This is a genomic window from Actinomadura sp. RB99, from assembly GCF_014706005.1.
Classification (GTDB): Bacteria; Actinomycetota; Actinomycetes; order Streptosporangiales; family Streptosporangiaceae; genus Spirillospora.
In genome coordinates, this window is the sequence record NZ_JABMCA010000061.1 from 26427 (window position 1) to 49099 (window position 22673).

Consider the following 22673-nt stretch of genomic DNA (forward strand, 5'->3'; position numbering starts at 1 on the left):
CGGCGATAGTTGTCATACGGAAAATAACCGCCGGGCGCCGCGCCCGGCGGCGCCCGGCCCCCGAGGAGGCGGAAACCCCCGTGCCACCGCTCGAAGTGACCGCCCGCTCGCACGCCGGACGCGCCGTCGTGCGCCTGCGCGGCGAACTCGACATCGCCGGCTCGGACGAGCTGCGCCGGCACCTGGAGGCCGCCCGCCGCGAGCACGGCGACCACCTCATCCTCGACCTCGCCGAGCTGGACTTCATGGACTCCCAGGGCCTGTCGGTCATCGTCGGCTGCTACAAGGCCGCCACCGCCGCCGGCGGCAGCCTCACCCTCGCCGGCCCGCGTCCGGTCGTCCGGCGCGCCCTGGAGATCACCGGCCTGCACCGCCGCATCCCCGTCCAGGCGTCGCTGGAGGCGGCCCTGTCCGCGCACGGAACCGCCGCCCCCAACCCCCCGCGCGGCGCCGCCGGCGGTGACGGCGAGCCCCCGGCCCCGTCGGGCGCGGCGCACGAGGCCCCCCGCGCCTAGCGCGCCCGCCCGGGAAACGTGGCCCTCGGGTCAGCCCGCCGTCTCCCGCGACCGCAGCTCCGTCGGGAGCGGCCGCTTCGGGCCGCGCCCGTCGCCGGACGAGCGGCCCGTCGCCCGGCGGCCGATCCACGGCAGCAGGTAGGCGCGGGCCCAGTGCAGGTCCTCTCGGCGCGAGGTGAGCCAGTCCACCGGGTCCAGCGGCGGCCACGGCTCGCGCCAGTCGTCCTTCACCGGGACGCCGACGACGCCCGCGACGACCAGCGCCATGCGGCGGTGCCCCTCGGGCGACAGGTGCAGCCGGTCCTCGTACCAGGCGCGCGGGTCGTTGAAGATCCGCAGCGACCACAGGTCGACCACCGAGCAGCCGCGGCGGTCGGCGATGGCGCGCAGATGCATGTTGTAGGTGGCGGCCTTGCCGCGGATGCGCGAGCCGCTGCGCAGCCCGCGGGTGTCGAACCCGGTGAAGATCACCACGCGGGAGCCGGTGGCGCGCAGCCGCCGGACCGCGTCGTCGAACACCACCGCGAGCGCGTCGGGGTCGGCGCCGGGGCGAATCATGTCGTTGCCGCCCGCGCAGAACGTCACCAGGTCGGGGTTCAGCTCGACGGCGCGGGGCACCTGGTCGTCCACGATCTGCCGGACGAGCTTGCCGCGCACCGCGAGGTTCGCGTAGCGCAGGCCGGGGGTGTGCTCGGCGAGGTGCTCGGCGAGCCGATCGGCCCAGCCGCGGAAGCGGTCGTCCTCGCCGGGGTAGGGGTCGTTCAAGCCCTCGGTGAAGCTGTCGCCGATGGCCACGTAGGTACGGATCTTCTCCAGTTCGTCCATCGCGGGCCCTGGCACTGATTCAAAGTCGGTCACGTCAGACAATCATGCATCGTGCACACAATCTACGCGACCGTAACCATCCGGGATGTGGGACAGCCGACACCGGCGGGGCCCGCCGATCGCGAGGCGCCGGATCCGGTCCGGGATCCGGCCCCGCGTCAGGTCCAGCTCGGCGACGCCGAGCCGAGCTGCCCGCCGGACGCGGCGGGCGGCGCGGGGGCGCCCGCCGGGGCGCCCGCGGCGTGCACCGACATCGCGTGCTGCACGAGCGTGATCAGCACCTGCTTCGTCGACTCGCGGCTGCGCGCGTCGCACTGCACGATCGGCACGTGGCCGCTGATCGACAGCGCCTCGCGGATGTCCTCGATCGCGTACTGGAACTCGCCGTGGAACCCGTTGACGCCCACCACGAACGGCAGGCCGAGCTCCTCGAAGTAGTCGACCGCCGCGAAGCAGTCCTCCAGCCGCCGGGTGTCGACCAGCACGACGGCGCCGATCGCGCCGCGGACCAGGTCGTCCCACATGAACCAGAAGCGGTGCTGGCCGGGGGTGCCGAACAGGTACAGGATCAGCTCGCTGTCCAGCGACACGCGGCCGAAGTCCATCGCGACCGTGGTGGTCGTCTTGTCCGGGACGGCCGACAGGTCGTCCACGTCGGCGCTGGCCGCGGTCATCACCGCCTCGGTGGTGAGCGGCATGATCTCCGAGACCGATCCGACGAAGGTGGTCTTGCCGACGCCGAACCCGCCGCCGACGACGATCTTCACCGAGGTCAGCTCCGCCTCGGGTCCGTGCGGCCCCGGGGGCGGGACCTGGTCAGAGCTTCCGAAGGCCACTGAGCACCCTTTCTAGCAAGCGGAGGTCCGGCTGGCCGCCGGCCGTCGTGGGGGTCGACTGGTGCAGGCGCAGCAGCCCTTCCATGGCCATGTCCGCGACGAGGACCCGGGCCACCCCGAGCGGCATCCGCAGCAGCGCGGACACCTCGGCCACCGAGCGGGCCGACCGGCACAGGTCCATGATCGCCCGGTACTCCGGGGTCAGCATGGCGACGTCGCGCGGCGGGTACGGCGCCGCCGTCACCAGGGCCTCGATCGCCAGGTCGTACCGCGGCTTGGTGCGCCCGCCGGTCACCGCGTAGGGGCGCACCAGCGAACTGCTGTCCCCCTCGTCCCGCCCTCCGGGCCGGTCCTGCACCGAGCGCGGATCACCGGGCCAGCGCCCGGGACCTCCCGGACCGCCTCCGAAGGGACTGCCTCGATCCATGTCGCCGACCTCCGTCAGAGTCAGTCACGGTCAAAAGCGGGCGGGGCCGGCGCCCATCTCGGTCACCGAGGGGCCGCCGTACGGCTGCTGCTGCTCCTGCGCGCGCAGCGCCGGCGTCAGCACCCGGCCCACCCGCTCGACCAGCAGCGTCATCTCGTAGGCCACGAGCCCGAGGTCGCAGTCGGGCGCCGCGAGCACCGCGAACACCGACCCGTTCGCGATGGACATCACGAACAGCAGGCCGCGGTCCATCTCCACGACCGTCTGGTTCACGCCACCCGCGTCGAAGATCTTCGCCGCGCCCTGGGTCAGGCTCATCAACCCCGAGGCGATCGCCGACAGCTGGTCCGCCCGCTCGGGCGGGAAGCCCGCGGAGTAGGCCATCGGCAATCCGTCGGAGGAGACCACGACGGCGTGCGCGACCTTCGCGACACGGTCCGCGAAGTTCGTCACCAACCAGTTGAGATCCTGCCCGCTCACCGGGTGCCTCCCGTCTCGCCGTCACCCTGTGACGGCACCTCACCTGACGTGCCCCCGCCACGAGCCTCGTTGCGGCCCCGATGGACGCCGCGCTGCAGGCTCGCGAAACGGTTGCGCACGACGTCGGCCGACTGGCCGGACGACTGCTGGTCCTGCACGGGCGCCCCCGGACGCGGCACCGGCTGCGTCCGGCCGCCGCCCGCGGGCGGCGCCGCCTGGGGCTGCTGCCCGCCCCCCGCGGCCGGCCGGTTGCCGACCGCCCCGGGGATGCGGTTCTTGCCGGGGACGCGCTTGGGCAGCCCGACCTGCGTGCGGCTGCCCGCGACGGGTTCGCGGATCGCCTCGGCGGCGCGGAAGCCCTCGTCCGCGGGGGACTCCCAGCCCTTGCCCGGATCCTCGGCCACGTCCCCTCCCGTCCGGCGCTGGAACCATTCCGACTGCATCGCATCGAAGATCGGCGAACGCTCGGGCACCCGCGGCGGCGGCTTCGCTCCGGCCGGCGCCGGCGGCTGATGCGCGGAGGGAGCGGGTTGATCATAACCGTTCCGCTCGTAGCCGTTCCGCTCGTAGCCGTTCTGCTCGTAACCCGACGGTTCGGGGACGCGGGGCTCCGGGACGGGCTCGCGGCGCCGCGGGTCCGCGGCGCGGCCGCGGGCCGGCGCCCCGTCGCGGGAGCCGTCGGCGTACGGGCCCTCCCCGGCGACCTGCTCCAGCGGCCCGGTCTCCCAGGGGATCTGCTGGCGCCGGGAGCCCGGCTCGGGCACCACGGGCTGCGCCTCGGGCACCACGGGCTGCGGCCCGGTGTGCCGTCCGCCCCCGTCGCGGAACCCGTTGGCCGCGTCCGGGTAGCCGCCGGACGCGTCCTGGTACCCGTTGGCGGCGGCGTTCCGCGCCCGCTCGCTGGGCGGCTGGAAGACGTTGTCCTGCCGGCCGGCCTCGGCCTGCCGGCCGCGCAGCTGCGCGCCGGGACGGCGGACGGGCAGCTCGCCCGGCGGGCGCGAGCCCGGCGCCTCGCCGGCGCCGTACGGGTCGTTCGGCGGCGCGCCGTCCGCGGGCCGCGGCATGTCCGGCGGGACGACCGGCAGCGGGCCGGTGCCCGGGGCGGCGTGCGCTCCGGTGCCGGCGGCCGGGGTCAGCGGGCCCGTCGTCAGGGGCGACTGCGGTCCGGTGCCGTCGCCCGCGTGGAGGGGGCCGCCCATCATCGGCTGCGGCCCGGTGGCGCCGCGCAGCGGGCGCAGCGGGCCGGTGTGGCCGACCATCGGGTTGCCGCCGGTGCCCGCGCCGAATCCGGCGGCGGGCCCGAAGTCGTCCTGGCGGAAGCCTCCGCCGGCGGCGGGCGGCTCGGCGGCGGTGGTCGTGAGCGCGGCGAGCTGGCCCTGGCCACCGGTGTCGCGGGAGCCGAGGCCGCGGGCGCCGACGCCGGCGGGCTCGCCAGGGGTGACCGCGACGTCCGGCAGCACGACGAACGCGGTGAGCCCGCCGCCCTGCGCGGCCCGCAGCTCGACGCGGATGCCGTGCCGGACGGCCAGGCGGCCGACCACGAACAGGCCCATGCGGCGCGCCGCGGAGAAGTCGATGACGGGCGGGTTCGCCAGCCGCCAGTTGGCCTGCTCCAGCTCCTCGGGCGACATCCCGACGCCGTTGTCGGTGATCTGCAGCATGGAGCCGCCGCCGCTGAGCAACTGCCCGGAGACGGTGACCTTGGTGTTCTCGGAGGAGAACACCAGCGCGTTCTCCACCAGCTCGGCGAGCAGGTGGACGAGGTCGTTGACGACGGGCCCGGCGACGGTCATGTCGCCCTGGACGCGCAGCGCGACCCGCTCGTACTGCTCGACCTCCGACAGCGAGGCGCGCACGACGTCGATCAGCGGGACCGGCTTGTTCCACCGGCGGGCCTGCTCCTGGCCGCCGAGGACCAGCAGGTTCTCGCAGTTGCGGCGCATGCGGGTGGCGAGGTGGTCCAGCCGGAACAGGCTGGACAGCTGCTCCTCGTCGCGCTCGCTCTGCTCCAGCTCCTCGATGAGCCGCAGCTGCCGCTCGATCAGCGACTGGCTGCGCCGCGACAGGTTGACGAACATCGCGTTGATGTTGCCGCGCAGGACGGCCTCGTCCGCCGCCAGCCGGACCGCCTCGCGGTGGACCTCGTCGAAGGCGCGGGCGACCTGGCCGATCTCGTCGGTGGAGTCGATCTCGATCGGCGCGACCTCGATGCCGCCGGCGGCCGCCTCGGGGTCGCGGAGCCGGTCGACCAGGCCGGGCAGCCGGCTGCTGGCGACCTCCAGGGCGCCGGTCTGCAGCCGGCGCAGCGGCCGCACCAGCGACCGCGCCACGATGATCAGCAGCACGAGGACGACGGCGAGGACGAGGAACAGCAGCGACCCGTCGCGGATCGCGGCGGTCCGCGCGTCGCTCTCGGCCGTGCCCGCCGAGTCGGCGAGGTCGGTGGCGATCTTCTGCTCGACGGTCCGCATCCGGTCGACCCGGACGCCGGCGTCGGACGTCCAGCCGCGCGCCGTGCGGGTGCTGAGCGGAACCTTCAGCTGCGAGCTCGCGTCGGCGAGGGCGAGCGTCTCCAGCCGGGTGACCTCGGCGCGGTCGAGCTCGGGGCCGGTGACGGTGTCCTCGTAGAGCCGCAGCTGGGCGGGGGTGGCGGAGCTGCGGAACGCGGTGATGCTGGTGTTCATCTCCGCGCGGGCGTCGTCGACGGCCGTGCGGTCGAGCGGCTCGAACCGGCCCGCCCACAGGGCCGAGGCGATGAGCGCGCGCTCGCGCGACGCGGCGTCCTTGGCGCGGGCGAGGTCGGCGAGCGCCAGGGCGCTCTGCGCGAGCTCGGGCGTCGGCGCGTCCTGCGAGACCAGCAGGTGGAAGTTGGCGAAGTCGTCGATGAACTCGGTGTACTTGTCGATGACCGGGCCGGGCGCCAGCCGGATCGCCAGGGTGCGCAGCGAGGCCAGCTCGTCGACGCGGTTGACGACATTGCCGATGGCCAGGCGCAGCGCGGCCGAGTCGGGCTTGACGGCGGAGGCGGCGGCGCGGACCTTGCCGGCCGCGGCGTCCGTGCGGGCCTGGTCGGCCTTGAGGGTCGCCGTGGTGACGGCGCGGTGGTTGGCCGCGTGCTCGGCCATCGCGTCGCGCTCGTTCTCCATCTCGTACGCGAGCGCGGTCAGTTGCTTACCGAGCGTAGCCATTTTCCCGGTGCGGCCATAGGACTGGGCGTTGTCCATGGAGACCGAGACGCGGTAGCCGGCGAGGAGCGCCGCGACGACGGTGGGCACCGCGATGAGGGCGAACAGGCGCGTCGTCACCCGCCAGTTGCGCAGCTTCAAACGGCCTCCCAGCGAGCGTCTCTTCGGGGCGTCGACGCTGGCAGACGGGGCTTGCTCGGGGGACTGCGGGGCGCTGTCGGCCCCTTCGGCTTTCCGCACTGCCCTCCGCTACCTCTCAATGGGTCGTTCGCTCGCGGCGCACGGTGACCCGAATGCGATTCGGGTCGCGACGCCCGCTCCGCGCCACTGCGGGCGAGCGCGGAACATTGCAACACAGAGCCACCAACATGGCCAACCCGAATGATCACATAGGTCTGCACTTGTGATGCGGAGGATACGAATGTCACGGATTGTTTAGGTATGTTCACATAAACCGACGTAAAGCTCGCATCTCGCCCCCCAGGCGGGTCACCGTGCGCTACGCTCCCGCCTCGTTGAAAGATCAGCTTTCAGCCAACTCCCCCGCAAATGGAGCGTTGCTCATGTCTGCTTCCCACCGCCGTGCCGCCCTCGGTGGCGCGCTCGCCATCGCGGTAGCGCTCGCGGCCACCGCCTGCGGCGGCTCAGACGACAAGAAGTCGGCCAACGGCCTGGAGAAGTCCACGATCACGGTCGGCACGATGACGATCGCCGACACCGCGCCGTTGCAGATCGCGATCCAGAAGGGCCTGTTCAAGGCCGAGGGACTGACCATCAAGACCCGCGTCGTCAGCGGCGGCGCCGAGGCGATCCCGCTGCTCAAGGCCGGCCAGCTGGACATCACCTTCGGTAACTACGTCTCCCTGTTCACCGCCGCGTCCAAGGACCCGGGCTTCAAGCCCAAGGTCGTCGCGGAGGGCTTCCAGAGCGCCCCGAAGACGCACACCCTGATGGTCCGCAAGGACTCCCCCTTCCACACCATCAAGGACCTGGCCGGCAAGAAGATCGGCGTCAACACCAAGCACAACGTCAGCACGCTGCTGGTGCGCGCCGCCGCCAAGCCGCAGGGCGTCGACTTCGACGAGGACAAGAACTTCGTCGAGATCCCGCCGCCCAACATGGAGGCCTCGCTCAAGAGCAAGAGCGTCGACGCCGTCCAGGCGATCGAGCCCTTCGGCACGCAGATGCAGGAGGACATGGGCGCCCGCATGATCTCCGACCTGTCCAGCGGCCCGACCGCCGACTTCCCGATGGGCGGCTACGCCGCCACCTCGAAGTTCGCCGACAAGAACCCCAGGACCGTCGCGGCGTTCCAGCGCGCCCTGGTCAAGGCCGAGGGCATGGCCGCCGACCGCAAGCTCGTCCAGCAGACCCTGCCCACCTACGCCAAGGGCATCGACGCCAAGGTCGCCTCAACGATGAGCTACGGCTCCTACCCGACCTCCACGAGCGCGACCCGGCTCCAGCGGGTCGCCGACGTCATGCAGCAGTTCGGCTACATCCCCAACCGGATGGACGTCAAGCCGCTGCTGTTCTCGGCGAGTTCATGAACCCTCGCCGCATCGCCCTCGGCGCCGCCGGGGTGGTAGCGGTGGTCGCCGTCCTCGAGGCCGTCAGCCGTGCCGGCCTCGTGGACGACACCGCCCTCCCCCCGGCGTCGACCGTGCTGAGGGAGGCCGGCAAGCTCGCCGTCGACCAGGAGTTCCTGACCGACGTCGGCGCGACGGTGAAGGCGTGGCTGCTCGGGCTGCTGCTGGCGGTGGTGGTGGCGGTGCCGCTGGGCGTGCTGCTCGGCTCGGTGCCGCTGCTCGGCACCGCCTCCCGGGCCGTGGTCGAGCTGTGCCGGCCCATCCCGTCGGTCGCGCTGATCCCGCTGGCCATCCTGCTGTTCAGCTCGCCCGACCAGACGAAGATGTCGCTGGTCTTCTACGCCTGCCTGTGGCCCATCCTCGTCAACACGCTCTACGCGCTGCGCGACGTCGACCCGGTCGCCAAGGAGAGCCTGCGCAGCTTCGGGTTCGGGACGCCCGCGGTACTGCTGCGGGTGTCGCTGCCGAGCGCCGCCCCGTTCATCGCCACCGGCGTCCGCATCGCCGCCTCCGTCGCGCTCGTCGTCGTGATCAGCACCGAGCTGCTGGTCGGCGGGGACAACGGCATGGGGATCTATCTCAACGACACGCAGTCCGGCGGCGGCCAGACCGACGTGCTGCTGGCCGGCGCCTGCTGGGCCGGCGTGCTCGGGCTGCTCGCCAACGGCGTGCTGATCGGCCTCGAGCGCTTCGCGTTCCGCTGGCACACCGCCCGCGCGGAGGGGATCGCATGAGGGCGCTCAGACTGGGCCGCGGCCTCGCCGAGCGGATCTGGCTGGTCGCCGCCGCCGTCATCGCGTGGCAGGTCGTCACCAGCACGGTCGAGGAGACCTACTTCCCGCCGCCCACCAAGATCGTCGACGCGCTGCACGAGCTGTGGTTCTCCGGGCCGGCGTCGAAGCTGTTCCTCACCGACAAGGCCGTCGACGACTTCTCCAGCAGCCTCACGCACCTGTTCATCGGCTGGGCCGCCGCCGGCGCCGCCGGCGTGGTGCTCGGCACCGCGATCGGCCGCTCCACGGTCGCGCGCGACCTGCTGGACCCGGTGCTGCAGTTCCTGCGCGCCGTCCCGCCGCCCACCCTGCTGCCGTTCTTCATCGTCGTGTTCCAGATCGGCGCCACCATGCAGATCGTCACGATCGCGTTCGGGGTGGTGTGGCCGGTGCTGCTCAACACCGCCGACGGCGTGCGCACCGTGGACCCGCTCCAGCTGGAGACCGCCAAGGTCTTCGGCGTCTCCCGGTTCCGCCGGCTGCTGGTGGTCATCCTGCCCGCCGCCGCGCCGAAGATCTTCGCTGGGCTGCGGGTCGCGCTGTCGTTCGCGCTGATCCTGATGGTCATCTCCGAGATCGTCGGCAGCACGTCCGGGATCGGGGCGGAGCTGCTGAACGCCCAGCGCACGTTCGAGATGCCCGCCATGTGGGCCGGGATCGTCATGCTCGGCGTCCTCGGGCTGCTGTTCAACGGGCTGTTCATGCTGCTGGAGCGGCGGCTGCTGTCCTGGCACGCCGGCGCCCGCCGGCTGACGAGCTGATGCGCACGATGGAACCGGCGACGCCCGCCCCCACCACCACCCGGCCGCCGGCGGCGACCCCGCCGGCGGCCCGCATGCCGGAAGTCACCACACAGAAAAGGCGGCCGCGATGCTTCAGATAACCGGCCTCACGCACTCCTACGCCGACGGGCACAAGGCCATCGACGGGCTGGACCTCACCGTCCCCGACGGCGAGCTGCTCAGCATCGTCGGCCCGTCCGGCTGCGGCAAGTCCACGCTGCTGCGCTGCATCGCGGGACTGATCGCGCCGACCGCCGGCACCCTCACCCTGAACGGCGCGCCGATCAGCGGCGTGCCCGACGACCTCGCCGTCGTGTTCCAGGACTACAGCCGCTCGCTGTTCCCCTGGCTGACCGTCCGCGACAACGTCGCGCTGCCGCTGCGGAGGCGCGGCATGGGACGCGCCGCGCGCCGCGCCGCCGCGCAGGAGGCGCTGGAGTCGGTCGGCCTGCCCGACGCGGGCCGCAAGTACCCCTGGCAGCTGTCCGGCGGCATGCAACAGCGGGTGTCGATCGCCCGCGCCCTGGCCTACCGGCCGTCGCTGCTGCTGATGGACGAGCCGTTCGGGTCGGTGGACGCCCAGACCCGCGAGGACCTCGAGGACCTCGTGCTCGGCGTGCACCGCACCGGGAAGATGACGATCCTGCTGGTCACCCACGACATCGACGAGAGCGTCTACGTCGGCGACCGGGTGGTCGTGCTGAACCGGTCGCCGGCCCGCGTGCACGCCGACATCCCGGTCGGCCTGCCCGCGTCGCGGGACCAGATCGAGACCCGCGGGCTGCCCGAGTTCGTCCGGCTGCGCGCCGAGGTCGGACGGCTGGTCCGCGGCGGCGCCAAGGTGCCGGGCGCCGCGCCCGCGGACGCGGTGGACGCCCCGGCCGAGAAGGAGGGCCCTGCCAAGGCGGACGCCTCGGCCAAGGCGGACGCCCCGGCCAAGGTGGACGCCCTGGCGAAGAACGAGGACGCCGCGACCAAGGACGAGGCTCCGGCGAAGGCGGGTTCCGGGACCGCGGCCGAGGCTTCGAGGAAGCCGGCGGGCAAGACCAGGGGCAAGGCCGACCCGGCCTGACGAACGAGCGCCGCCACGAGCGGCCGTGAAACGAGAGCGGAGCGGGGGCCCGCGACTCCGGCCCCCGCTCCGGGGAACACGAAGGGCGATTCATGCGCGTACTCATCGTGGGGGCGGGGATCGGCGGGCTGACCACCGCGCTGAGCCTGCACGAGGCCGGGATCGAGGCGCTCGTCGTCGACTCGGTGCGGCGGCTGCGGCCGCTCGGCGTCGGCATCAACCTGCTGCCGCACGCGGTCCGCGAGCTGACCGAGCTCGGCCTCGGCGACGACCTCGCCGAGATCGGCATCCCGACCTCCGAGATGGTGCACTTCGACCGGTTCGGCGGGCGGATCTGGGGCGACCCGCGCGGCCGCGCGCTCGGCTACGACTGGCCGCAGTACTCCATCCACCGCGGCGAGCTGCAGATGGCGCTGCTCGACGCGGTGCTGACCCGGCTCGGCAAGGACGCCGTCCGCACCGGCACGGCGCTCGAACACTTCGAGCAGGAGGGCGGGCGGGTCCGGGCGCGCCTGCTCGACCGGGCCTCCGGCACCGCCGAGACCGTGGAGGCGGACGTGCTGATCGGTGCGGACGGGCTGCACTCCACGGTCCGCGCGCAGCTGTACCCGGACGAGCCCGCGCCGCTGTGGAACGGCATCCGGATGTGGCGCGGCGTCACCGAGGGCGAGCCGTTCCTCACCGGCCGGACGCTGGCCGTCGCGGGCAGCAACGCCACGTCCAAGATGGTCGTCTACCCGATCTCGATGCGGGCCGAGCGGCGCGGGCGGGCGCTGCTGAACTGGGTGGCGGAGGTCAAGCTCGCCGACGACCGGCTCGACCGGACCGCCGACTGGAACCGGACGGGCCGGCTCGAGGACGTCCTTCCCCACTTCGAGGACTGGACGTTCGACTGGCTGGACGTCCCGGCGCTGATCAAGGGCTCCGAGGAGATCCTGGAGTACCCGATGGTGGACCGGGAGCCGCTGGACCGCTGGACTTTCGGCCGCGTCACGCTGCTCGGCGACGCCGCGCACCCGATGTACCCGATCGGCTCCAACGGCGGCTCCCAGGCCGTCCTGGACGCGCGGGTGCTGGCCTACGAGCTGGCCCGCGCCGCCGACCCGGGCGAGGGCCTGCTCGGCTACGAGCGGGAGCGCCGCGAGGCGGCCAACGCGGTCGTCCTGGCCTGCCGCGACATGCCGGCGGAGCGGATCCTGCGGATGGTGAGCGAGCGCGCGCCGGACGGCTTCGACGCGATCGAGGACGTCCTGACCGCGGAGGAGCTGACCAGGATCACCGGCGCCTACCGCAAGACGTCGTTCGTCGACGCCGAGGCGCTCAACGGCCGCCCGTCGTACACGGTCGTCCGCTGACCCGCCGCGTAGGCGACGCCTGAGCCGGGGCCCCGGGGTCAGTGCCCGGGGCCCCGGGGGTCACGGCGGCCAGCAGAGTGTCGGCGGCGCGGGTGGCGCGGTCGTACAGCGACGGGTCGTCGTGGAGCAGCGCGTGGGCGGCTCCGGTGCGGCAGACGGCGTCCAGCTCGAAGGCGAGCTGCGGCACGTCGGCGGACGCGTCGATGTCGCCCCGGTCCCGCGCCTCGCGCAGGCAGCGCTCCAGGAAGGCCCGCCAGTCGCGCTGGGACGAGGCGATGGCGTCGCGGACGCGGCCGGGCCTGGCGTCGAACTCGGCCATCGTGGAGTGGAAGAAGCAGCCACCCGGGAAGACCGGCTGCCGCTGGTAGCGCTGCCAGGCGTCCAGGAGCGCGCGGACCCGCCCGAGCCCCTCGGGGACGACGAGGGCGGGCTCCACGACGTGCGCGCGGAACACCTCGACGGCCTTGGCGACGGTCGCGAGCTGCAGCTCCTCCTTCGAGCCGAAGTGCGTGAAGACGCCGCTCTTGCTGATCCGCAGCTCGGTGGCGAGCCGGCCGATCGACAGGCCCTCCAGTCCCTCGGCCGAGGCGATGTCGGCGGCGCGGCCGAGGATGACCGCGCGCGTCCGCTCGCCCTTGAGAACGCGTCCGTCAGTGCTCACGCGACCTAATCTGCACGACCGTTCGTACAAAGTCAATCCGGTAAACCCCTTGACGGGAGGCTTGTCCAGAGAAGAGTGTACGACCGTTCGTTCTTTTCTGGAGGACCTTCCATGACCGCCACCACGGCGCCGCCCCTCACGACGGCCGCGCGGCGGGACGTGCCCTGGCTCGCCGCCGGCGCGACGTTCCTGGCCATGCTCGACGCCACCGTCGCCAACCTCGCCGTCCCCGACCTGCACGCCGACTTCCCGGACGCCTCGCTTTCCGGCCTGACCTGGATCGTCACCCTCTACGCGGTGCTGTTCGCGGCGCTGCTCGCCCCCGCCGGCCGCCTCGCCGACCTCGTCGGCCGCCGCTCGCTCTACCTGTGGGGCACCGGGCTGTTCACGCTCGCGTCCCTGGCCTGCGCCGCCGCGCCGAACGTGCCCGTCCTGCTCGCGACCCGCGGGGTGCAGGGCGCCGCCGCGGCCGCGATGATCCCGGCGTCGCTCGCCCTGCTGCTCCACGACACCCCCGTCGCGCGGCGCGCGGGCGCCATCGGGCTGTGGAGCGCCGCGGGCGCGTTCGCCGCCGCCGTCGGCCCCGGCCTCGGCGGGGTCCTCGTGGACCGGTTCGGCTGGCGGGCGCTGTTCGTCATCAACGTCCCGTTCGGCCTGGTGATGCTGCTCGGCGGGCTGCGGCTGCCGCGCACCGCGGGCACCGCCGGGCGGCTGCCCGACCTCGCCGGGACGGTCCTGCTCGGCGCCGGCGTCGCCGGCATCGCGCTCGGCGTCACCCAGGCCGGCGACTGGTCCTGGACCGACGCCCGCACGCTCGCGCTGCTGCTCGGCGGCGCCGTCCTCGCCGCCCTGGCGCTGTGGCGGTCGGCCCGGCACCCGGTGCCCGCCCTGGAGATCGGGATGTGGCGCGCCCGCGGGTTCGCCCTCGCCAACGCCGCCTCGTTCCTGTACGGGACGGCGCTGTACTCCTGGCTGCTGCTCGGCGTCCTCTACCTGACCGGCGAGTGGCACTACTCGATCCTCAAGGCAGGGCTCGCCTCGACGCCCGGCGCCTTCACCGCCACCGCCGCGGCGGTCACGATGGGCCGCCTCACCGGCCGCATCGGCGTCCGTCCCGCCGTGTCGGGCGGCGCCCTGATCATGGTCGTCGCGGGGATCTGGGCGGTCGCCGGGCTGCCGGCCGAGCCGCACTTCCTCACGTTCTGGCTGCCGCTCGGCCTGCTGGCCGGGACGGGCATGGGGATGGTCACCACCGGCACCGCGTCCGCCGCCGCGCTGTCGGCCGGCCCGCAGCGGTTCGCGGGCGCGACCGGCCTCAACACCACCGCCCGCCAGCTCGGCGGCGCGCTCGGCATCGCGGCGCTCGCCGCGATGCTGCCGGACCGGGCGGTGCACGGCGACTACACCGCGGTCTACCTGTTCTGCACCCTCGCCGCCGCGGGCGCCGGCCTCGCGGGGGCGTTCCTGACCGTCCGCCCGAGCACGTCCTGATGGGAGACGACATGACCGAGACGACGCCCGCGAGCACGGCCGCGGAGCCCCTGACCGAGTGGACCGACCCCGCCGTGCTGACCGCCGCCGAGTCCGCCGCGCTGCTGGCCGACGCGCCGTGGAAGAGGATGGTGACGGTCGGCGACAGCGTCGCCGAGGGCGTCCGCGAGCCGGTGCCCGGCTACCGCGACCTGTCCTGGACCGACCGCGTCGAGGAGGCGCTCGGCGCGGTGACGGACGGCTTCGCCGCGCTCAACCTCGGCCGCCGCGACCTCGTCGCGGCGCGGGTCGCCGCCGAGCAGCTCGGGCCCGCCCTGGAGTTCGGGCCCGACCTGGCGTTCGTGGTGGCGGGCGGCAACGACATGCTCCGCCCGCACTTCGACGAGGACGAGGTGCGGCGCGAGCTGGCCGCGATGGTCCGCGCGTTCCGGTCCGCCGGCGCCGACGTCGCCACGATCGGGCTGCTGGACATCACCGCCGCGGGGCTCGGCCCGGCCCGCTTCCGGGAGGTGCTGTCGGCGCGCACGCGGCGGCTGAACGAGCTGGCCGCCGAGGTCGCCGCCGAGCACGGCGCCTGCCACGTCGACAACCCGCCCGGCCACCCCGTCGCGGCCGACCCCGGCATCTACAGCGCCGACCGGCTCCACCTCAACGCCCGGGGGCACGCGTTCGCCGCCGCGAACACGGTCCGCGCGCTCGCCGCTCACTTGGCGTCGGCGTAGCGGTCCACCACCGCGATCTCCATCGGGAAGGCGACGGGCGTCGCGCCGAACAGCAGCCGCCGCGCCTCCTCGGCGGAGGCGCGGACGGCCTCGGTCACGGCGTCCGCGAGCTCCGCCGGCGCGTGCACGATGACCTCGTCGTGCTGGAAGAACACCAGGCGGGGCGGGCCGAGCGCGGTGAGGCGGCGGCGCAGCGAGCCGAGCAGGGCGAGGGCCCAGTCGGCCGCCGTCGCCTGCACGACGAAGTTGCGGGTGAAGCGGCCCCGGCTGCGCAGCGCCTGCGCGGCCGTCGCCGGACGCCTTGCCCCCTCCGCCGCCGCGGACGGGTCGGGCGCGTCGCCCTCGTCGTCGGCGGCCAGCGTCAGCTCGCGCCAGCCCGCCGACGGCGGCGGGCACGTCCGGCCGAGCAGCGACCGGACGAGCCGCCCCCGCTCCCCCGCGCGGGCGGCGGCCTCGACGTACTCGAACGCGTCGGGGAACCGGCTCTTCAGCACGCCGAGCAGCTGCACGGCCTCGCCCGTCCCGCCGCCGTACATCGCCGACAGCAGCGCGAGCTTGGCCTTCGCGCGCGCGGACAGCCCGCCCGTCGCTTCGTCCGACCGGAACGCGTCCGACAGCGCCTCGTAGAGGTCGCCGTGAGCGGCCGCGTCGGCGAACGCGCGGTCGCCCGCGAGAGCCGCGAGGACGCGCGGTTCCAGCTGCGCCGCGTCCGCCACCACCAGGCACCAGCCGGGGTCGGCGACGACGGCCCTGCGCAGCACGCGCGGGATCTGCAGCGCGCCCCCGCCGTTGGTCGCCCACCGCCCGGACACCACGCCGCCCACCACGTACTCGGGGCGGAACCGCCCGCCGCGCACCCACGTGTCGAGCCACGCCCAGCCGTGCGCGGCGTGCAGGCGCGCGAGCTCCTTGTACTCCAGCAGCAGCGGGACGGCCGGATGGTCGACGCGCTTCAGCACGTGCGCGCGGGTGGACGGGATCGGCAGGCCCGCCGCCGCGAACGCCTTGAGGATCTGCGCCGGGGAGTCGGGGTTGACGTGCGTGCGCGGGCCGAACGCGGCGCCGATCCGGTCGGCGAGCTCCTGCAGCCGGCGCGGGCGCAGCCCGCCGGACGGGCGCGGGCCGAGCATCTCGGTGAGCAGCGCGTCGTGTTCGGCGGCCGACCAGGGCAGCCCGTCGTGGCCCAGCTCGGCGGCCACCAGCGAGCCCGCGGACTCGGCGGCGGCGAGCAGCGCGAACCCGTCCAGCCCGGCGACGGCGCGCTGCTGCGCCGCGTGCACCTCGACGACCTGCCCGAGGTCGTCGGACGGAGCCGCCCGCTCGCCGCCGTCGTCGTCGCCGAACAGCGACGCCTGCGCGGCGTGCGCCGGTACCTCCTGCGACGGCGGCGGGTCGGGCGGGACGGGCAGCCCGTGCAGCCGCGCCCACGCCGCCCGGACCGAGCGCGGCTCCCCATAGCGGCCGGCGTGCCCCAGCAGCAGGTTCTCGACGAGTTCGAGGTCGTGGCAGCGCGCGACCCGGACGCCGGCCCGCAGCAGCCGCGGGTACAGCCGGGCGCTGGACGCCCACACCCAGCGCGGCGCGTCCGCGCGCTCGCGGGCGGCGATCTCGCCGGCCAGGTCGGCGACGGCGTACGCGGGCCCGGCGGGCGAGCCGTCCTCGTCCAGCGGCCGCAGTTCGCCCCCGTCCCCCGCCCCGGCGGCCACCGCGATCCTCACCCGCCCATTCTCGCCCCCGGGTACGACAGAACCGTTCCTACAGGAGGGGGTCCTGGACCCATCTCCCCAGCCTGCGCGCGTCCCGAACGGTGCTGGACACGCTGGTCGCCCGCTTTCTGGTTGCCCTCGTCCGGCGACGTGCATCGCGTGCACGGGCCGTGACGGGGTGGCGGGGTCCCTCGCGTCCTCGGTCACCACGGTCGGCCTGGATGGCCCGAGGCCCGGCATCATCGCTCTGGTGATGGCGGGGCGGTGCCGTCCGTCGCCGGATCGGGTGCCCGAGAGCGCGTCGCCCGACGGCGATGCTCGCCGCATCGTGCCGGGAGACCTTGCGGTGCGGGGTGCTCATCGGCTCACGCCAATGCTGCGCACCCCACCTGGAGGTGTAGGCCGGATCCACGGCCACGATCGCCATGCCGGCCTCGGCGGCCATCGCCACCAGCCGGGCCCGCAGCCTTCCGGTCGGCATACCGGAGATCAATTGCCGGAACCGTCTGCGGCGACCATGCTTCTCCCTGGTCTTCTCGGCCGCGAAGTCCAAGTCCTCGATGCCGATGGCCGACACCCCGCAGGACAGAACCCCCTCCGCGTGGGGCGGAGGGGGTTCGGAGCCGTTCCAGGAGGCCAGGGCCGGGGCCCCCTTGCGGGGTTGGAGCGGGTCAGGTCAGGCGACCAGGGAGACCTGCTGGCCCGCCGGGGTCTCGCCGTAGCGGTCGACGACCTTGTTGAGCTGGAGCTGGTAGTACAGGACGCCGAAGCCGAGGATGCCGAGCAGGAAGCCCATGCCCCCGCTGCAGGTCGCGGGCAGGCCCGCGGCGCGCTGCGCCTGGGCGATGCGCCCGCCGAGCTTGCACCACACGACGAGCGGCCAGATGCCGAGGGTGACGAAGCCGAAGATCATCGACAGCAGCGCGCCGGTGGCGGCGTCGTCGATGCGGCGGTCGTAGTTGTGCAGCTCGCTGTGGACCTTGAACATCCAGACGAGCCCGTAGACGCCGAGCGTGATCATCGGCAGTCCGAGCCAGGCGCCGACGGGGTTGCGGCGCTTCATGTTGTAGCCGGCGCCACGCGCGACGGCCTGCTGCTGTTGCTGTGCCGGGGCGGGCGAGTAGCCGCCCTGGTAGCCCTGCTGCTGTTGCTGCTGCTGGTAAGGCTGGCCCTGACCCTGCTGGGGGTAACTCATCGAGTCGCTCTCCTGGGGACGCGGTCGTTCTCCGGCCGACCGTCCGTTACCGGTCACCTGGTCGGTGAGCTGAGACTGTAACGGCATTACGGCACGTCGCGCGGCAAATCGACGTATTTTGTCGACATTTCTGGCAGATTCTCCAATCCCCCCGTCACTCCCGCCTCACCGGAGCGGGATCGTCACCTCGTCCTCGATCGGCGGCGCCGCCTCGTGGTCACCGCAGCCGGTCGCGGCGTAGCAGCGGACCCGGAGCTCCGACGCGGTCACGTCCAGCCGCAGGAAGCTCTTGAAGAACGGCGGGCTGTCCCAGTCGGCCATCTCCGAGCGGAACCGCTGCGGCATCCGGCGCACCGGCAGCCGCAGGAAGCGGGAGCGGCGCCGGACGCCCCGCGGAACGCCCAGGACGAACGCGACGAACCGGGCGCGGCGGGACGGCTGGAGCCCGTCGTAGGCGCGTCCCGGCTCGATCCCCACCCGCGACCGGATGACGGCCGTGGCCTCCTCCGGCGTGAGGTCGAACAGCCCCGGCATCCGGGTCCACCGCCCGTACAGCTGGCTGTAGCGCGACAGCGAGTCGCCCCGCAGCGGGTAGCAGCGGAAGTCCTTCTCCTCCACCACCCGGGCGCGCGGGATCGTGTGCGTCGCGTGCATGAACGCCCCGCCGCCGCCCGACACCACGTACTGGATGACGCGCCCGGTCGCGTCCACCTTCACCGGGTAGCGCTGGTAGTTGTGGATGTCGCCGCCGACCGCGAGCACGTAGTTGTGCGCCGGGTCGCGGACGATCTCGTCGACCGTCCCTCCGCCCTCGATGGGCCCCGGGTGGTGCTCATCGTCCACGTACAGCGGCTTGCCCGTGACCAGCATCTTCGGCTTGGGGCCCGCGGAGACCCCGCGCAGCCATTCGCCCTGCTCGCGGTCGATGCCGCCGGTGATCCCGGTGTCGATGCCGATGATGCGCAGCGACGGCGTGTCGATCGCCCAGTACGGTCCGGGCTGGACGGCCTGCTGGTCCGGCGCGCCGCGGTACAGGGACCGGGCCTCCGCGAGCGCGCGCCGGTCGACCTTCCCCGAGTGCCGCCAGAACAGGCGCGGGATGAACGACAGCGGCCCCCGCCAGTGGGGCGAGCAGTCCGCGTCCAGGCCGCAGAACACGTGCAGGAACCCGCGGAGCCCGTCGTACCAGTCGTGGTTGCCCGGGACGGCGTAGATGGGCGCGGGATAGTCCCGGTAGGGCCGGTAGAACTTCTCGGGGTAGTCGCCCGCGTCGCCGGTGGGGTAGATGACGTCGCTCGCGACCACCATGAAGTCGGTGCCCGCGGCCGCGTGCAGCAGCGGCGGCACCACGGCGTACTGCGACCGGTCGCCCTCGCCCGTGTCGCCCAGGAGGGTGAAGGAGAACTCCTCTTCCGGGCGGTGGACGGTGAACGCCGCGGGGGTCCCGCGTTCCCGGAGGGCGGCCACGGCCCGGCGGCGGATCGCGTTGGACGGGTCGCCGAACAGCCGCGCGACCACGTCGTTGCGGGACCGCCACAGCACCTTCGGGCGGCGCCAGGAGAAGTCGGGGACGTGCTCGGGCAGCAGATCGCGGAACGTGCCCGGCTTGCGGCACGCCCAGCCGGCGCCCGCCTCGGACGCGCGGGAGTTCTCGGGGGCGGCGGCTTGCTCGGCGCACAAGGGGGCCTCCGGCGGGGGTGAAGGGGGGTGCTCCCAGCCTGTCCGGAGGCGATCTGGGGCGTCAAGCGACATCGCCGTGGAGAGACGGCGTGTCGCTCGGAGGGGTCGTTCAGGCGGCGCCGAAGGAGCGGGGGTCGCCGGACGGGACGATCTCGCGGCCGAGGGGCAGCAGCGAGACCGGGATCAGCTTGAAGTTGGCGATGCCGAACGGGATGCCGATGATCGTGACGCAGAGCGCGATCCCGGTGAACAGGTGGCCGAGGGCGAGCCACCAGCCCGCCACGATCACCCAGATGACGTTCCCGATCGCCGAGCCCGCGCCGGCGTCGCGGCGGCGCGCCACGGTGTAGCCGAACGGCCAGAGCGTGTACATCGCGATCCGGAACGCGGCGATGCCGAAGGGGATCGTGATGATGAGCACGCAGCAGATGACGCCGGCGATCGCGTACCCGATCGCCAGCCAGAGGCCCGAGAACACGAGCCAGATCAGATTGAGGAGGGTGCGCACCGGCTCAGCCTAGGCTCGGACCGTCCGCGCGGGAACGGGGCGCGCCGGGGCGCGTCCGGCGGTGAGGCTCCGGATCGGCACCGGGCGAACCGGACCGAGCCGGAACCGGACCGTGGTGGGCGCCGGCGCCACCCCCAGAGACGCCGGCGCCACCACGCGGAGGGCGCCTGCGGCCATCATGAGTCCCCCCAGAACGGCGAGCGATCGCCTTCTCATGATGCCTCCACAGACGACCCCAAGGTCCCGAAAGCGGGACGTAATTGACGCTATACGGAGGGCCGTAATGGGTGTGTAAACCGCCCCAAACGAGGGTCCAAAAACCGTGGATCAGGCGTCCGCGCAGGTCGGACGCCCTTTCGGCGGCCCGGAATCGCCGTTCTACGGGGCGAGGACGCGGAGCGCCCCCGGCATCACCTTCGCGGTCACCGGGAGCACGCCCGGCAGCTCCCCGTCCGCGCCGTAGGGCAGCGTCCGGCCGGGCGGCCCGGCCAGCTCGATCCGCACCTCGCGGCCGCGCAGCACCTCCACCTGGGGCCGCCGGACGTGCGTGCCGGCCTCCAGCTCCCGCATCACCGCGAAGAACAGCAGCCGGGACGCGTTGCGGACGAGCACCACGTCGAGCAGGCCGTCGTCCACGCGGGCGTCCGGCGCGACGTGCTTGCCGAACCCGTAGTAGCCGGAGTTCGCGGCGACGACGGTGTAGCCCTCGCGGCGGTGCTCCTCGCCGTCCACGATCACCCGGTAGTCGGCCGCGCGCCAGGAGGCGATCGCGCGCAGCGCCCCGACGTAGTAGGCCGCCGACCCGCGCAGCAGCCGGGTCTTGTTGGCGTTGGCGTTGGCGACGGCGTCCACGCCCGCGTAGACGCTGCCGAGCACGGGGGTGCCGTTGGCCTCGATCGCGTCGACCGCGCGGGGCTCCCCGTCCAGCAGCAGCGGGGCGAGCCGCTCCGGGTCGGCCGGGACGCCGAGCTGGCGGGCGAAGTCGTTGCCGCGCCCGGCGGGCACGATGCCGAAGACGGCGCCGGTGCCGGCGAGCGCGCCGCCGACGCAGCCGATCATGCCGTCGCCGCCGACGCCGAGCACCACGCGGCCGGCCTCGGCGGCGTGGCGGGCGACGGTGCGCGCGTGGTCCAGGCCGCGGCTGTACTCGACGGCGACCTCCGCGCCGGCCTCGCGCAGCAGCCGGGCGAGCGGGATCAGCGAGGACGCGGACGCCGATCCGCCGGCGGCCGGGTTGACGATCGCGGTGAAGACGCGGGGGGTGGTCATGGCGGCTACTTCCCGGCGGCCGGTGGGACGAGGACGCCGGGGTTGAGGATCCCGGCCGGGTCGAGGCGGTCCTTCACGGCCCGCAGGATCGCGGCGCCGAGCGGGCCGATCTCCCGGGCGTACCAGTCGCGGTGGTCGGTGCCCACGCCGTGATGATGGCTGATCGTCCCGCCCGCGTCGATGATCGCGTCGGAGGCGGCCCGCTTCGCGCCGTCCCAGTGCGCCACGGGATCGTCGCCCTGCGCGGAGACGACCGTGAAGTACAGCGAGGCGCCCGCCGGGTAGACGTGCGAGATGTGGCACATGACCAGCGGCGGCGTGCCGGCCCCGGACAGCGTGCCGATCAGCGCGCGGCGGACGGCCTCGTACAGCTTCGGGACGTCGCTCCAGAACGCCGCCGTCTCCAGCGTCTCGGCGAACGCGCCGACGTCGAGGAGCGCGTCGCGCAGGTAGGGGGCGCTGAAGCGGCCGTGCCGCCACTTCTCCCCCGGTCCGGCGCCGAGCGGCTCGCCGCCCGCCTCCCGCAGCGCGGCGGCGGTCCGGGCCCGGCGTTCGGCGATCTCCCCGGCGGTGCCCTCGTAGCCGAGGACGGCGAGGCATCCGGCGGCGGCCGAGCCGCCGCCGATGGCGGCCGGGTCGGCGAGCCCGATCATGGTCTCGGTCTCGTCGGACAGCCGCAGCACCACGGGGAGCGGGCCGTCCTGGGCGAGGCGGCGCAGCGCGGCGGCGCCGTCGGCGAACGACGCGAACCGCCAGCCCTCGTACGCCCGCTCCGGCGGGACGGGCCGGATCCGCACGGTCACCGAGGTGATCACGCCGAACGCGCCCTCGGAGCCGAGGACGAGCTGGCGCAGGTCCGGCCCGGCGGCCGACTTCGGCGCCCGGCCGAGCTCCAGGGTGCCCTCCGGCGTGGCGACGGTGAGGCCGGTGACCATGTCGTCGAACCGGCCGTACCCGGCGGAGGCCTGCCCGCTGGAACGGGCGGCGGCGAACCCGCCGATCGTCGCCCACTCGAACGACTGCGGGAAGTGCCCGAGCGTGTAGCCGCGCTCGCCCAGGAGCTCCTCGGCCCGCGGGGCGAGCATGCCCGGCTGCAGGACGGCCGTCCGGGACACCTCGTCGAGGGCGACCAGGGCGTCCATCCGGCGCAGGTCGAGGGCGACGAACGCGTCCACCCCCTCGGGGGCCAGCCCCCCGACGACCGAGGTGCCACCGCCGAACGGGACGACCGCGACGCGCCGCTCCGCGCAGGCCCGCAGCACCGCGAGGACCTCGTCGTGGGAGCCGGGCAGCACGACGGCGTCGGGCGCGTCCGAGGTCTCGCCGGCGCGGATGCGCACCAGGTCGGGGGTCGACTTGCCGCGGGTGTGCCGGACGCGGGACTCGGCGTCGGTGCGGACGTGCTCCGCGCCGACCGCCGCGGCGAGCGCGGCGAGGGCGTCCTCGCCGAGCCGGGGGGCGGCGACCTCGATCGCGTCGAGGGCGACGGGGGCCGCGTCGCCGGTCTTCACGCCGAGCAGGTCGCGCAGGAGCCCGACGATCGGCTCCGGCAGCGGCGCGGCCTGGGCGGGGTCGCCCCAGCCGCTCCACAGCATGTCCCGC

General features: G+C 74.1%; 20 protein-coding genes. 8 read left to right on the top strand and 12 right to left on the bottom strand.

The window, feature by feature from the left end; all coding sequences use genetic code 11:
• The first annotated feature begins 80 nt into the window (after positions 1-80).
• Complete coding sequence (locus tag amrb99_RS37340) at positions 81-515, top strand: STAS domain-containing protein (protein ID WP_190865333.1); 435 nt, start codon at positions 81-83, stop codon at positions 513-515.
• Between the two features lie 30 nt (positions 516-545).
• On the opposite strand, the gene amrb99_RS37345 is transcribed toward amrb99_RS37340, so the two are convergent.
• The 5 genes from amrb99_RS37345 to amrb99_RS37365 all read right to left on the bottom strand — a co-directional run bounded on the left by amrb99_RS37345 (position 546) and on the right by amrb99_RS37365 (position 6409).
• Positions 546-1340 carry an SGNH/GDSL hydrolase family protein gene (locus tag amrb99_RS37345; protein ID WP_190865385.1) on the bottom strand — a complete coding sequence of 265 codons (795 nt, stop codon included), beginning with the start codon at positions 1338-1340 and terminating at the stop codon, positions 546-548.
• A 158-nt stretch (positions 1341-1498) separates the two neighbouring features.
• Complete coding sequence (locus tag amrb99_RS37350) at positions 1499-2116, bottom strand: ATP/GTP-binding protein (protein WP_190865387.1); 618 nt, start codon at positions 2114-2116, stop codon at positions 1499-1501.
• Positions 2117-2156: 40 nt separating this feature from the next.
• The gene (locus tag amrb99_RS37355) at positions 2157-2603 is read right to left on the bottom strand and encodes a DUF742 domain-containing protein (RefSeq protein ID WP_190865335.1); all 447 of its coding nucleotides are present in this window, start codon (positions 2601-2603) and stop codon (positions 2157-2159) included.
• A 30-nt stretch (positions 2604-2633) separates the two neighbouring features.
• Positions 2634-3083 carry a roadblock/LC7 domain-containing protein gene (locus amrb99_RS37360; RefSeq protein WP_151595997.1) on the bottom strand — a complete coding sequence of 150 codons (450 nt, stop codon included), beginning with the start codon at positions 3081-3083 and terminating at the stop codon, positions 2634-2636.
• The gene (locus amrb99_RS37365) at positions 3080-6409 is read right to left on the bottom strand and encodes a nitrate- and nitrite sensing domain-containing protein (protein ID WP_190865337.1); all 3330 of its coding nucleotides are present in this window, start codon (positions 6407-6409) and stop codon (positions 3080-3082) included. The genes amrb99_RS37360 and amrb99_RS37365 overlap by 4 nt, the downstream gene beginning before the upstream one ends.
• 422 nt (positions 6410-6831) lie before the next feature.
• On the opposite strand from amrb99_RS37365, the gene amrb99_RS37370 reads away from it, so the two are divergent.
• The 5 genes from amrb99_RS37370 to amrb99_RS37390 all read left to right on the top strand — a co-directional run bounded on the left by amrb99_RS37370 (position 6832) and on the right by amrb99_RS37390 (position 11839).
• Entirely contained in the window at positions 6832-7818 is a 987-nt protein-coding gene (locus tag amrb99_RS37370; protein WP_190865339.1) for an ABC transporter substrate-binding protein, read from the top strand.
• Positions 7815-8591 carry an ABC transporter permease subunit gene (locus amrb99_RS37375; protein WP_190865341.1) on the top strand — a complete coding sequence of 259 codons (777 nt, stop codon included), beginning with the start codon at positions 7815-7817 and terminating at the stop codon, positions 8589-8591. The genes amrb99_RS37370 and amrb99_RS37375 overlap by 4 nt, the downstream gene beginning before the upstream one ends.
• A complete protein-coding gene (locus amrb99_RS37380) occupies positions 8588-9391 on the top strand; it encodes an ABC transporter permease (protein ID WP_190865343.1) in 804 nt (267 codons plus the stop codon). The genes amrb99_RS37375 and amrb99_RS37380 overlap by 4 nt, the downstream gene beginning before the upstream one ends.
• Before the next feature lie 109 nt (positions 9392-9500).
• Positions 9501-10484 carry an ABC transporter ATP-binding protein gene (locus amrb99_RS37385; protein ID WP_190865345.1) on the top strand — a complete coding sequence of 328 codons (984 nt, stop codon included), beginning with the start codon at positions 9501-9503 and terminating at the stop codon, positions 10482-10484.
• A 92-nt stretch (positions 10485-10576) separates the two neighbouring features.
• Entirely contained in the window at positions 10577-11839 is a 1263-nt protein-coding gene (locus amrb99_RS37390; RefSeq protein ID WP_190865347.1) for a flavin-dependent oxidoreductase, read from the top strand.
• Here the strand turns inward: amrb99_RS37390 and amrb99_RS37395 are convergent.
• Positions 11805-12500: a TetR/AcrR family transcriptional regulator gene (locus tag amrb99_RS37395; protein WP_190865349.1), complete on the bottom strand. Its 696-nt coding sequence runs from the start codon at positions 12498-12500 to the stop codon at positions 11805-11807. The genes amrb99_RS37390 and amrb99_RS37395 overlap by 35 nt on opposite strands.
• A 111-nt stretch (positions 12501-12611) precedes the next feature.
• Between amrb99_RS37395 and amrb99_RS37400 the strand changes: the two genes are divergently transcribed.
• Together amrb99_RS37400 and amrb99_RS37405 are read left to right on the top strand one after the other, a co-directional pair.
• Complete coding sequence (locus amrb99_RS37400) at positions 12612-13991, top strand: MFS transporter (RefSeq protein WP_190865350.1); 1380 nt, start codon at positions 12612-12614, stop codon at positions 13989-13991.
• 11 nt (positions 13992-14002) lie between these two features.
• Positions 14003-14713, top strand: a complete 711-nt coding sequence (locus tag amrb99_RS37405; RefSeq protein ID WP_190865351.1) for an SGNH/GDSL hydrolase family protein — start codon at positions 14003-14005, stop codon at positions 14711-14713.
• On the opposite strand, the gene amrb99_RS37410 is transcribed toward amrb99_RS37405, so the two are convergent.
• The 6 genes from amrb99_RS37410 to amrb99_RS37435 all read right to left on the bottom strand — a co-directional run bounded on the left by amrb99_RS37410 (position 14695) and on the right by amrb99_RS37435 (position 22666).
• On the bottom strand, positions 14695-16431 hold the full coding sequence (locus tag amrb99_RS37410; protein WP_347257019.1) for a bifunctional 3'-5' exonuclease/DNA polymerase: 1737 nt from the start codon (positions 16429-16431) through the stop codon (positions 14695-14697). The genes amrb99_RS37405 and amrb99_RS37410 overlap by 19 nt on opposite strands.
• Before the next feature lie 664 nt (positions 16432-17095).
• Positions 17096-17614, bottom strand: a complete 519-nt coding sequence (locus tag amrb99_RS37415) for a DUF4234 domain-containing protein (protein ID WP_190865352.1) — start codon at positions 17612-17614, stop codon at positions 17096-17098.
• A gap of 165 nt (positions 17615-17779) precedes the next feature.
• Positions 17780-19294: a metallophosphoesterase gene (locus amrb99_RS37420; RefSeq protein ID WP_241756290.1), complete on the bottom strand. Its 1515-nt coding sequence runs from the start codon at positions 19292-19294 to the stop codon at positions 17780-17782.
• Positions 19295-19403: 109 nt separating this feature from the next.
• Entirely contained in the window at positions 19404-19802 is a 399-nt protein-coding gene (locus amrb99_RS37425; protein ID WP_190865355.1) for a YccF domain-containing protein, read from the bottom strand.
• Between the two features lie 378 nt (positions 19803-20180).
• Complete coding sequence (locus tag amrb99_RS37430; protein ID WP_190865357.1) at positions 20181-21071, bottom strand: YegS/Rv2252/BmrU family lipid kinase; 891 nt, start codon at positions 21069-21071, stop codon at positions 20181-20183.
• A gap of 5 nt (positions 21072-21076) precedes the next feature.
• Positions 21077-22666, bottom strand: a complete 1590-nt coding sequence (locus amrb99_RS37435) for an FAD-binding oxidoreductase (RefSeq protein ID WP_190865391.1) — start codon at positions 22664-22666, stop codon at positions 21077-21079.
• Positions 22667-22673: the final 7 nt, after the last annotated feature.

Bases quoted from the DNA above. Each gene is read 5' to 3' on its own strand.
- amrb99_RS37345 (WP_190865385.1), bottom strand. From the start codon at position 1,340: ATGGACGAACTGGAGAAGATCCGTACCTACGTGGCCATCGGCGACAGC.
- amrb99_RS37355 (WP_190865335.1), bottom strand. From the start codon at position 2,603: ATGGATCGAGGCAGTCCCTTCGGAGGCGGTCCGGGAGGTCCCGGGCGC.
- amrb99_RS37370 (WP_190865339.1), top strand. From the start codon at position 6,832: ATGTCTGCTTCCCACCGCCGTGCCGCCCTCGGTGGCGCGCTCGCCATC.
- amrb99_RS37375 (WP_190865341.1), top strand. From the start codon at position 7,815: ATGAACCCTCGCCGCATCGCCCTCGGCGCCGCCGGGGTGGTAGCGGTG.
- amrb99_RS37380 (WP_190865343.1), top strand. From the start codon at position 8,588: ATGAGGGCGCTCAGACTGGGCCGCGGCCTCGCCGAGCGGATCTGGCTG.
- amrb99_RS37385 (WP_190865345.1), top strand. From the start codon at position 9,501: ATGCTTCAGATAACCGGCCTCACGCACTCCTACGCCGACGGGCACAAG.
- amrb99_RS37390 (WP_190865347.1), top strand. From the start codon at position 10,577: ATGCGCGTACTCATCGTGGGGGCGGGGATCGGCGGGCTGACCACCGCG.
- amrb99_RS37400 (WP_190865350.1), top strand. From the start codon at position 12,612: ATGACCGCCACCACGGCGCCGCCCCTCACGACGGCCGCGCGGCGGGAC.
- amrb99_RS37405 (WP_190865351.1), top strand. From the start codon at position 14,003: ATGACCGAGACGACGCCCGCGAGCACGGCCGCGGAGCCCCTGACCGAG.
- amrb99_RS37415 (WP_190865352.1), bottom strand. From the start codon at position 17,614: ATGAGTTACCCCCAGCAGGGTCAGGGCCAGCCTTACCAGCAGCAGCAA.
- amrb99_RS37430 (WP_190865357.1), bottom strand. From the start codon at position 21,071: ATGACCACCCCCCGCGTCTTCACCGCGATCGTCAACCCGGCCGCCGGC.
- amrb99_RS37435 (WP_190865391.1), bottom strand. From the start codon at position 22,666: ATGCTGTGGAGCGGCTGGGGCGACCCCGCCCAGGCCGCGCCGCTGCCG.